Origin of the sequence: Thiorhodococcus mannitoliphagus, from assembly GCF_010915725.1 — a bacterium.
GTDB classification, from domain to species: Bacteria; Pseudomonadota; Gammaproteobacteria; order Chromatiales; family Chromatiaceae; genus Thiorhodococcus; species Thiorhodococcus mannitoliphagus.
In genome coordinates, this window is the sequence record NZ_JAAIJR010000169.1 from 1 (window position 1) to 9,985 (window position 9,985).

Sequence of the window (9,985 nt, forward strand, 5' to 3'; positions counted from 1 at the left end):
TAGCTTCGATAGAGTAACTTAGATATTCGTTATTCCTTATTTTCCATTCTTCAATGACTTCTGCCACCTGCCAACTGCCAACTGCCAACTGCTACTCGAATGCCTTCTCGGTGTTTGCTTGCAAGCGCAGCCGCTGCAGCAGGTGCACGTGCCGAATGATGGCCTCGCGGTCAGCGTCGCGCAGATGCGTGAACTCCACGGCGGTGTCTCCACAGCCCTCGTCGCCCTCGCAGCGCACGATGCGCCCGAGCGCCTTGATGCCGCATCGGTCCGGAAAGATCGTCAGGCGGACCTCGACCAGCGAGTCCATCTCCAAGGGCTCCTGGGCCTCGTAGCTGAGACCCTGAGCACTCAAGTTGACCGGGGTATCCGGTGCCGCAGGGTAGCCGTTTTCATCCCCAACCGCGGCCGCTAGCAGATCGATCTGCTTCTCCACCATCCGCATGTAGGCGGCGACGGTGGGGAATTTGTACTCCAGACTGCGCCGCTGCGGCAGGTGTGCATCACGCAGGGCGCGCAGTTCGTTCATGAGACTCGCGTGGCCTTCCTCGTCATCGAAGCCGGCGATCGCTGCCGCCTCGTCCGCTGGCGAGATGGGGGTGACCAGGAGACCGACTTCGTCCTCGATACGGAAATAGCGACGCCTTTCCTGGTCCTGGTCCTGGGCGTTCTGCTCTAACTCCTTACTCATCGGGTTGGGCCTTCGCTTCGTCTTCGTCAAGCTTTAGGGTGAGGTTCTCGATCAGGCTCTGAGGGTCGCGGTCGCTGAGCACGATGATCTCGACGCGGCGGTTCTTTGCGCGCCCCTCGGCGGTTTCGTTGGATTCGAGCGGCTGGTTCTCGCCGTAGGCGCGGATCTCGATGCGGTTCTGATCCACTGCGCCGATCTCGGTCATGGTGTGTGCCACGGCGGCGGCGCGCGCCGCTGAGAGCACCCAGTTGGAGGGGAACTCGCGGGTCTCGATCGGGATGTCGTCGGTGTGTCCTGCGACGATGATCTTACCCTCGACCCGGTTGAGGGCATCGCCGACCTTGATCAGCATGTCACGAAACTCAGTGCTGACCGCGTCCGATGCCGAGGCGAATGAACCTTGCTCGCGAATCCGGATGACGACCTGGTCGTCGATGGTGCTGATCTCCAAGAGGCCTTGCTCGATCTCCTCCTTGAGGGCCTCCCGCAGCTCCTCGGCCTTTTCTTCGGCATCCGCGATCGTGTCCTCGACCTTGAGGTACTCCTTGAGCTGGTCGATGGTCTCCTGCGTGATCTCATTGATCAGCGTCGGCTCGGGCTGCGCGGGCGAGAACTCCTGCGTGATGATGCTGGTGCCGGCCGGAATGTCGGCGACCTTGACCTCGCGCTGCACGCCGAAGGCGAACTTCATGGACCCCGCGACCTGCTTGTACTTCTGCACGTCCATCTCCGAAAAGGACAATAGCAGCACGAAGAAGCACATCATTAGCGACATGAGGTCGGCGAAGGTCATGACCCATTCGGGGGCCCCCGCTGGACATTCTTGTTGCTCGCACTCGGTCTCTTCCATCTCTACACCCTAATCTTGGTGCTCGATCTAGTTGGTGCTGGATCTATTGGTGCTCGACGCCTGGGGTCAGTCTTTGTCCTTGCTGGTGCGCTGGCTCTCCGGCAAGTAGGTCATGAGCAACTGTTCCAGAACACGTGGGTTGAGACCTTCCTGAATGCCCGAGATGGATTCCAGGATCAGCGTCTTGTTGAGCTTTTCCTCATTGCTCTTGAGCTTGAGCTTCTCCGCAATGGGGATGGCGAAGGCGTTGGCGATGACCGCCCCGTAGAGCGTCGTCAGCAAGGCCACAGCCATGGCGGGGCCGATGCTCTTGGGGTCTTCCATATTCGCGAGCATCTGCACCAAGCCAATCAGGGTGCCGATCATGCCCATGGCCGGGGCGACGTCGCCCGTGGCCTTGAAGACGCTGTAGCCGGCCTCTTGGCGCTGGATGGTGAGGTTGATGTCCTTGCTCAGCACCTTGGCGACGACCTCCGGCGGATGGCCGTCGATACAGAGGCTGATGCCCGTTTGCAGAAAGGGGTGCGAGATCTCCTTGCCCTCGAGGGCAAGCAGGCCTTCGCGGCGCGCGACATTGGCCAGGTCGACCGCCTCGTCAATGAGCTTCTGGGGGGGCGTGGACTTGGAAAAGAAGGCGCCCATGGCGACCTTGAAGCTGCCGAGGAACTGGCCGAGCGTGCTGCGAAAGAGGACGGCAAAGGCGGTGCCGCCGATCACGATGACCAGCGACGGCACGTTGATGAAGAGCATGACGTCGCCGCCGAGGGCGATGGCGCCGACAATGACGCCCATTGCGCCGATCAGCCCGAGCAAGGTCGCTAGATCCACTACAGCTCTCCCCTTAAGATCAGCTCAACTTTAAACATCAGCCAACTTAAATATCAGCTTAACGGTCTGCTGACCGTCGGGTGCTTGTGCATTAGGCGATTGCCGGAAATCGCCTTAGTATGTGATCGCGTTGCCAACGTCGTGCCGTTGGACCCCCGCCGATTGTCCGCATTCTCGACCTTCCCGCCGGTCAAATCCACCCGCTCGGCGAGGTGAATCCCAAAAGGGTGAACTTGGTACCAGAGTCCGATGAAAACCGCGCCCGATCTTTTTTCCTACCGCAAGCACTGGGCGCATAAGCTGGGCACGGCGCCCGAGCTGCCGATCTCCCGCGCCGAGATGGATGTGATGGGCTGGGACAGCTGTGACGTCATCATCGTCACGGGTGACGCCTATGTCGACCATCCCTCCTTCGGCATGGCCGTCATTGGCCGTTTGCTGGAGGCGCACGGCTTTCGGGTCGGCATCATCGACCAGCCGGACTGGACCTCGGCCGAGGACTTCCAGCGGTTGGGGCGGCCGAATCTCTTTTTCGGCATCACTGCGGGGAACATGGATTCCATGGTCAACCGCTACACGGCCGATCGGCGCTTGCGCTCCGACGATGCCTACACCCCGAACGCCGAGGCCGGACGCCGCCCCGACCGCTCCGTGACCGTCTACGCCCAGCGTGCGCGCGAGGCCTACAAGGGTGTGCCGGTCGTCATCGGCGGCATCGAGGCGAGTTTGCGGCGCATCGCCCACTTCGACTACTGGTCCGAGAAGGTGCGTCGCTCCGTGCTCATGGATGCCAAGGCGGACCTGCTGATCTTCGGTAACGGCGAACGGGCCGTGGTCGAGGTGGCCCATCGACTGGCGGGCGGTGAGTCGATCACGGAGATCCGCGATCTGCGCGGGACCGCCTTCCTGCGCCGCGATCGGCCGGAGGGCTGGACCCTCTGGGATTCCAGCCAGCTCGACGCGCCGGGTCCCCTGAGCGTCTACAACGACCCCTACGAGACAGACCCCGCCTGCGACAACAGGCCGGAGACGACGCTCTTACATGGCCCGCCACGGCGCAGTGATCGTGCCACCACCGTGGTGCGCCTGCCCGCCTACGAGCAGGTTCGGGACGACCCCGTCCTCTATGCCCACGCCTCGCGCGTCTTCCACCTGGAGACCAATCCCGGCAACGCCCGTGCCTTGGTCCAGGCCCATGGCGATCGCGACGTCTGGCTGAATCCGCCGCCCATCCCCCTGACCAGCGCGGAGCTGGACCAGATCTACGAGCTGCCCTTCACCCGCAAGCCGCATTCGCGCTACGAAGACGCCAAGCTGCCTGCCTGGGAGATGATCCGCCACTCCATCAACATCCTGCGCGGCTGCTTCGGGGGCTGCACCTTCTGCTCCATCACCGAGCACGAGGGGCGCATCATCCAGAACCGCTCTGAAGATTCCATCCTGCGCGAGATCGGCGATGTGCGCGACCGCGCGCCAGGATTCACCGGCACCATCTCGGACTTGGGCGGCCCAACCGCCAACATGTGGCGCATGGCCTGCAAAGACCGCCGCATCGAGGCCGCCTGCCGCAAGCTCTCCTGCGTCTACCCGGACATCTGCCGCAATCTCAATACGGACCACGAGCCCCTCATCCGCCTCTACCGCAAGGCCCGCGCCGTCCCCGGCATCAAGCGCATCCTCATCGCCTCCGGGCTGCGCTACGACCTGGCCGTGCGCTCGCCCGCCTACATCCGCGAGCTGGTGACGCATCACGTCGGCGGCTATCTCAAGATCGCCCCAGAGCACACCGAGGCCGGTCCGCTCAGCAAGATGATGAAGCCCGGCATCGGGACCTACGACCGCTTCAAGGCCCTGTTCGACAAGTACTCCAAGGAGGCCGGCAAGGAGCAGTACCTCATCCCCTACTTCATCTCCGCGCATCCGGGCACCTCGGACGCGGACATGCTCAAGCTCGCGCTCTGGCTCAAGCGCAACGGCTTCCGGCTCGACCAGGTCCAAGCCTTCCTGCCGACCCCGCTCGCCATCGCCTCCGCCATGTACCACAGTGAGCGCAACCCGCTGAAGCGGGTCACGCGCCACTCAGAGCGCGTCTCCGTCGTCCGCGGCCAACGCCAGCGCCGGCTCCAAAAGGCCCTGCTGCGCTACCATGATCCGGAGAACTGGCCGCTGCTGCGCAAGGCACTGCAGGATATGGGCAGGGCCGACCTCATCGGCAACGGCAAGCGCCACCTGGTGCCCAGCTTCCAGCCGGCCGGGACGGGAGGTGTGGCCGAGGGGCAGCGCAGGCCGTCCGTGCCGACAGGATCATCCATGTCCCGGGGCAGATCGCACCGCAAGCCGTCCCGCAGGCGGTAGGGCGCAATCGGCCGCCCTGAGTCTGTGGCGCAGAGGTCAATTGGAGGGCGTTCATTTTCAACGTCCTGGCCTGGTGTCATTGGGATCGCCGAGTTGTACTCGGCCTTTGGCATCGCACGCACGGAGCAGGGACTCGAGCCCCGTCCCTGGACGCGCAAGTGGCATTGCGTGATCCACTGTCCCAGAATGAGGGAACCTCGACCCATTCCGAGCACCGCCATGACGGATTCGCGTGCCCCGCTTCCAATCGGCGTCCAGACCTTTCGCCAAGTCATCGAGAGCGGCTGCGCCTACGTCGACAAGACCGCGCACGCCTTGGACTTGATCGAGCGGGGCAAGGCCTATTTCCTCTCGCGGCCGCGTCGCTTCGGCAAGAGCCTGTTCGTCGACACCCTCAAGGAGCTGTTCGAGGGCAGCGAGGCGCTGTTCCGTGGCCTCTTTATCCATGACCGCTGGGACTGGAGCCAACGCCATCCGGTGATCGTGCTGGACTTCGCCGCCGGTGTCGTCGACAGCCGCGCGGCCCTGGACCGACGCATCCGGCGTCTCATTGAGGGCAACGGTGAGCGCCTAGGCATCGACTGCGACTGGCGCGACAATGACATCCCCGGCTGTCTTGGCGACCTGATCCGCCATGCCCATAGGCAATCCGGCCAGCGCGTGGTGGTCCTGGTGGACGAGTACGACAAGCCCATTCTCGACAGCATCGACCACCCTGAGAGGGCCGCCGAGCTGCGCGAGAGGCTGAAGAACCTCTACTCCGTGCTCAAGGCCCAGGATGCCCATCTGCGCTTCGTCTTCATGACCGGGGTGACCAAATTCAGCAAGGTGAGCCTCTTCTCGGGGCTGAATCAGCTCAACGACATCACCCTGAGCGCTCAGTACGCCACCCTCTGCGGCTATACCCAGCATGACCTGGAGACCACCTTCGCCGAGCATCTGGCCGGCGTCGACTGGGACGAGCTGCGCGCCTGGTACAACGGCTACGCCTTCCTCGGCGAGGCGGTCTACAACCCCTACGATATCCTGCTCTTCATCGACAAGGACCACAGCTACCGCAACTACTGGTTCGAGACCGGCAGTCCGAGCTTCCTGCTCAAGCTCTTCGAGCGCAAGCGCTACTTCCTGCCCAATCTCGAGCAACTCGAGGTCAGCGAGGAAATCCTCGACTCCTTCGACGTCGAGCGCATCAACCCCGTCACACTGCTGTTTCAGAGTGGCTATCTGACGATCACCGGCACCCACACCCGTATCGGACGGCTGATCTTTCGCCTGCGCCTTCCCAACCAAGAGGTGCGCCTTGCCCTGAACGACCAATTCATCAGCCGCTACGCGGGCATCGAGGATCAGCGCTTCAGACTCCAGGAAGGGCTCTACGACAGCCTCACGCAAGGCGACCTTGAGGGGCTCGTGGCCATGATCAAGCGTGTCTTCGCCAGCATCCCCTGGCGCAACTTCACCGGCAATGCGCTGCCCGAAAGCGAGGGCTACTATGCCAGCGTGCTCTACGCCTTTCTCGCCAGCCTCAATGCCGAGATCATCCCTGAAGACATCACCAACCACGGTCAGGTCGACCTCGCGGTGCGGCTCGCCGGCTACACCTACGTCATGGAACTCAAGCTGGAGCGCGGCGCGCCGGGGCCGGACGCGGCGCCTGAAGAGCGCGCCGAACAGCCCAATCCAGCGCTCGCTCAGATCCAGACGCGCGGCTACAGCGAGAAGTATCGTGGTGAGCCGGGCCGCGGTCTGTTCGAGGTCGGTCTGGTCTTCGGCGGCGCGGCGCGCAACCTCATCCAGGCGGATTGGCGGCGCGTGGCCTGATGCCCATGCGCTTCGCGCGCTCAATCGCTAGCGAGGCTTCGCCTCAGACCGACGCGTCATGCCATCGGGGTCGCTATCGGAATCGGTATCGTCGGTTCGATCCCGATCCCGATCCCGATCCCGATCCCGATCCCGCTGAAGTGCTCGGTCGTGCAGTCGGCCGCCTTCCGGAATCGCCCGTCGGTATGGCGATAGATCTTCGCGAGGTCGTCCGCCTTGGGCCTGAGTTTCGAGTGCGCTATTAGTTTCGAGCGCGCTATTGGTCCCGCCGCCAGAGCAGACAGGTCCCAGGCGCGTCGTCCGCGATGAAGCCATAGTAGCGCCCCATCCAATAGGCCATCAGGTAGTCGACGCCGCCGTAGACCTGATTGGGGGTGCCGCCGTCAACCAGCTTCCAAGGCTGTCGCTCCCAGGTGAAGGACGCCGGGACACGCTCATCGACGTTGACGGCGACCGCGGAGAGGCCCTCGCACTGCTCGCTCTCAGGGTACTTGCCGGTCAGGTCGCGCGGCAGCGCGAGATTGGGTGCGGTGGGGAAGCGCGCAAGCTGGTCCGCGTGGAAATCCGCGACGGACTGAACCTCGTCCTCCGCCGCCGCCTGGGATGCGTAGATGAAGGCGAAGAAGACGTTCTTGTGATCCTTTACCTCCTCCCACATGGCGTCCCGCAGCACCTCGCGCTGCAGCCGGAGCTTTCTGGCCGGATCTTGCTCCAAGCGAATCCAGCTATAGAGCGGCATGAAGCCGATGTTCAGACCAAAATAGGCATCGGCGCATTGGTTGCTGTTGCGCCAGCCCGTCGCGATGTCCAGCCATTCGTCCGCGTGCGCTTCATAGTGCTGCGCGATCGCCTGACGGCGCTCGGCGTACTCTGAAACGCCCTCGGTGACCTGGAGCGCGACATTGAACATGGCGCCGAGCTGGATCGACTCGGTCGGCTGGTAGATGTTGGCAAAGCCGCCAAGCCCGGGGAGCTGACGCACCAGCTCAGCCGCATTGGGGGAGAAGAAGAGCACCCCTTTGCCGGCCGCCTCGAAGGGGTCGAGCGTCAAGGTCAAGGCGGGCTCACCATCGGGCGCCTCCACCTTGCTGAAGACCGCGTAGGGGATCCTGACCTGGGTGCTCAGCGTGCTGTTGCCCACCCTGACCGCGACCGGCTGCTCTTCACTGCGCATGAGCTGCTCGATGAAGTCGACGACATCCTTGCGGATGAGTTCGCGCAGCGCCGGGCTCTGCGTGGCCTCATAGGCGAAGGAGTAGCCCAGCATCACCCCCTGGTATTGATCGCGGCTGATATTGCCGCGCCAATGCCAGCGTTCGCCCTCGTAGAGCACGTCTCGGTGCACCTCCTCCTCGCTGTCGCTGAGGATCGCCTGAATCGGCGCCGGGCTGTCGGCGGGCGCGGCATAGCGCGCCAAATAGCCGGGGTCCCCCGGAATGCGCCACCAGAGGTGCAGCGTCTCGAGCGTGTCGCGAATCTGCCGCGCGGCGTCCGGCGCCTGGGTCGTCATGAAGCGCAGCGCCTCCGAGGCCAGATAGGTGCCGGTCCAGATCGCCGAGTCGCGCCGGCTGCTGTAGGCCAGCACCTCGCTCAGGGTATCGTCCGTGAACTGGGTGGCCATGACGCCGCCGGCTGGCATCATCCCCGCGTGCAGCCATCTGCTATAGTCGCGCGCCAGATTATGCATGGCATCGCCGCCGGTCGGCGGCAAAGTCAGCCAGCTCTGGCTTGACGTCTCCCAAAGCTCGCAGCTCGAGTCGCTGCCCCTCGTTTCGAGCAGACAAGTGTCGGCGCAAGGGGATAGCACCGCCGCTTGGAGCGGGGCAGATGCCAGCACAGAACAGAGTGTGAGGTAGCGATGCCGTACCATGATCCTCTCCATCGGTTGCGGAACAGCCGGCCCGTCGTACTACGCCAGCGATCCAGCGAGAACTCTAGAATTGGTGCAATTGCCTGACATATCCGTTGCGCAGTATAGCGCGGTCCGCCGCTCGCCTAGCGAGTCGATGCCGACGCGCGGGAGGGTGGATTGGTAGTGAAGCGCCCGGCTTGCGTTGCTGTCGATTTGACACCGGTGCTGCCTGGAGGAGAGAACGGCGGGGCGCGGGTCTTCGTTCTGGAACTGCTACGGCATTTGTTCGCGCTGGCTCCCGAGACGCACTTCATCCTCTTGACGCAAGCTGCATCGCATGAGCAGCTAGCCGAGTTCGATTGCCCCAATGTCACTCGACGTCTCGTCGTTGGGAGGCTCGTCGGCGGCACACTGCGCTCGAGTCTCATCGCGGTGGCTCGTTGGGGTTTGCCCTTGTTGCCCAAGCCGGTCCGAGCCTGGGGGGGGCGAATGGGGTATGGACTCCACGCCATGCTTAAGCGGGGTGGGGCCTCGACGCGGTTGCGGAACTGGGGTGTCGATCTCCTGTTCTGTCCTTTCACCGCGCCGACCTATCGGGAGCAGGGCATTGCAACCGTCTGCATTCTCTACGATCTTCAGTTCAAGGAATACTCCGAGTTTTTTACCGACGAAGATCTCGCCAACCGAGAGCATTCTTTCGTCGAGGCATGTCGGCATGCCTCTCGCGTCGTTACGATCTCGGCGTACTCGCGGACGCTGGCGTTGTCCCATGGCTGTGCCGACCCGACGCGCGTTGTAGCGATTCCGCTGCGCATGGCGGGCCGTTTGATCCGTCAGCACCAGGCGTCAGAGCGCGTGCTTGAGGGTTTCGGTCTCCTAGCCAAGGCTTACCTCCTTTATCCGGCGAATTTCTGGTCCCACAAGAACCACGCGCGTTTGCTCGAGGCCTTCTTGCGAGCGCGCGAGCGAGGGCTGCCGACCACAATCAAGCTGCTCTGCACCGGGGCACCGAGTGCGAACATGGAAGCACTGCGCGCGCGTGCAAGGGACATGGGTCTCGAGGAGGTGGTGACGCTGCCAGGATACCTATCCGATGCGGATCTCGGGAGCCTCATCGCTTACTCCGCCGGACTCGTTTTCCCCTCGCTTTACGAGGGTTTCGGGCTGCCGGTTCTCGAGGCCATGGCGGCGGGCATTCCCGTCGCCTGCAGCAGTTGCACTGCTTTGCCGGAAGTTGCGGGTGATGCCGCCATCTATTTCGACCCTTTGTCTGTCGAGGACATCGCCGAGAGTCTGATCTCGCTCACGCAGGATCGGCGCCGCCGGGTGGCACTCGTGCGTGCCGGTTTGGCTCGCGCTCAGGAGTACGATGACGCGCGGCGTATGGCTGGCGACTACTGGCGCGTCTTTCAGGAGGCAATTTCAAGCGTTCCAGCATCCGAAGTTGGCGCAGGTAGAGCCGGCTAGCAAGTCGAGTGCGATATGATGAGGTCTTGTGGAGCGGGCCGCGTGAGTGCGGCCTCTGAATGATGTCTCAGCAACAGCATTCGGCGCCGAACTGATCAATGCGCTGCCAGAACTGAGTCCA

General features: G+C 63.4%; 7 protein-coding genes. 3 read left to right on the forward strand and 4 right to left on the reverse strand.

Translation table 11 applies throughout. The features are described 5' to 3' along the window. Positions 1–91: 91 nt before the first annotated feature. The 3 genes from G3480_RS23385 to pomA all read right to left on the reverse strand — a co-directional run bounded on the left by G3480_RS23385 (position 92) and on the right by pomA (position 2,369). The gene (locus G3480_RS23385; protein WP_164656607.1) at positions 92–691 is read right to left on the reverse strand and encodes a PilZ domain-containing protein; all 600 of its coding nucleotides are present in this window, start codon (positions 689–691) and stop codon (positions 92–94) included. After that, positions 684–1,541: a type VI secretion system protein TssL, long form gene (tssL, locus tag G3480_RS23390; RefSeq protein ID WP_164656609.1), complete on the reverse strand. Its 858-nt coding sequence runs from the start codon at positions 1,539–1,541 to the stop codon at positions 684–686. The genes G3480_RS23385 and tssL overlap by 8 nt, the downstream gene beginning before the upstream one ends. Positions 1,542–1,607: 66 nt before the next feature. Continuing rightward, positions 1,608–2,369, reverse strand: a complete 762-nt coding sequence (pomA, locus tag G3480_RS23395) for a flagellar motor protein PomA (protein WP_164656611.1) — start codon at positions 2,367–2,369, stop codon at positions 1,608–1,610. 249 nt (positions 2,370–2,618) lie between these two features. Here pomA and G3480_RS23400 point away from each other — a divergent pair, with 249 nt between their 5' ends. Next, a complete protein-coding gene (locus tag G3480_RS23400) occupies positions 2,619–4,724 on the forward strand; it encodes a YgiQ family radical SAM protein (RefSeq protein WP_164656612.1) in 2,106 nt (701 codons plus the stop codon). Between the two features lie 219 nt (positions 4,725–4,943). Continuing rightward, complete coding sequence (locus tag G3480_RS23405) at positions 4,944–6,545, forward strand: ATP-binding protein (RefSeq protein ID WP_164656614.1); 1,602 nt, start codon at positions 4,944–4,946, stop codon at positions 6,543–6,545. Positions 6,546–6,801: 256 nt separating this feature from the next. On the opposite strand, the gene G3480_RS23415 is transcribed toward G3480_RS23405, so the two are convergent. Then, entirely contained in the window at positions 6,802–8,232 is a 1,431-nt protein-coding gene (locus G3480_RS23415; protein ID WP_164656616.1) for a hypothetical protein, read from the reverse strand. 387 nt (positions 8,233–8,619) lie between these two features. Here G3480_RS23415 and G3480_RS23420 point away from each other — a divergent pair, with 387 nt between their 5' ends. After that, on the forward strand, positions 8,620–9,864 hold the full coding sequence (locus tag G3480_RS23420; RefSeq protein WP_338114208.1) for a glycosyltransferase family 4 protein: 1,245 nt from the start codon (positions 8,620–8,622) through the stop codon (positions 9,862–9,864). The last annotated feature ends 121 nt before the right edge of the window (positions 9,865–9,985 follow it).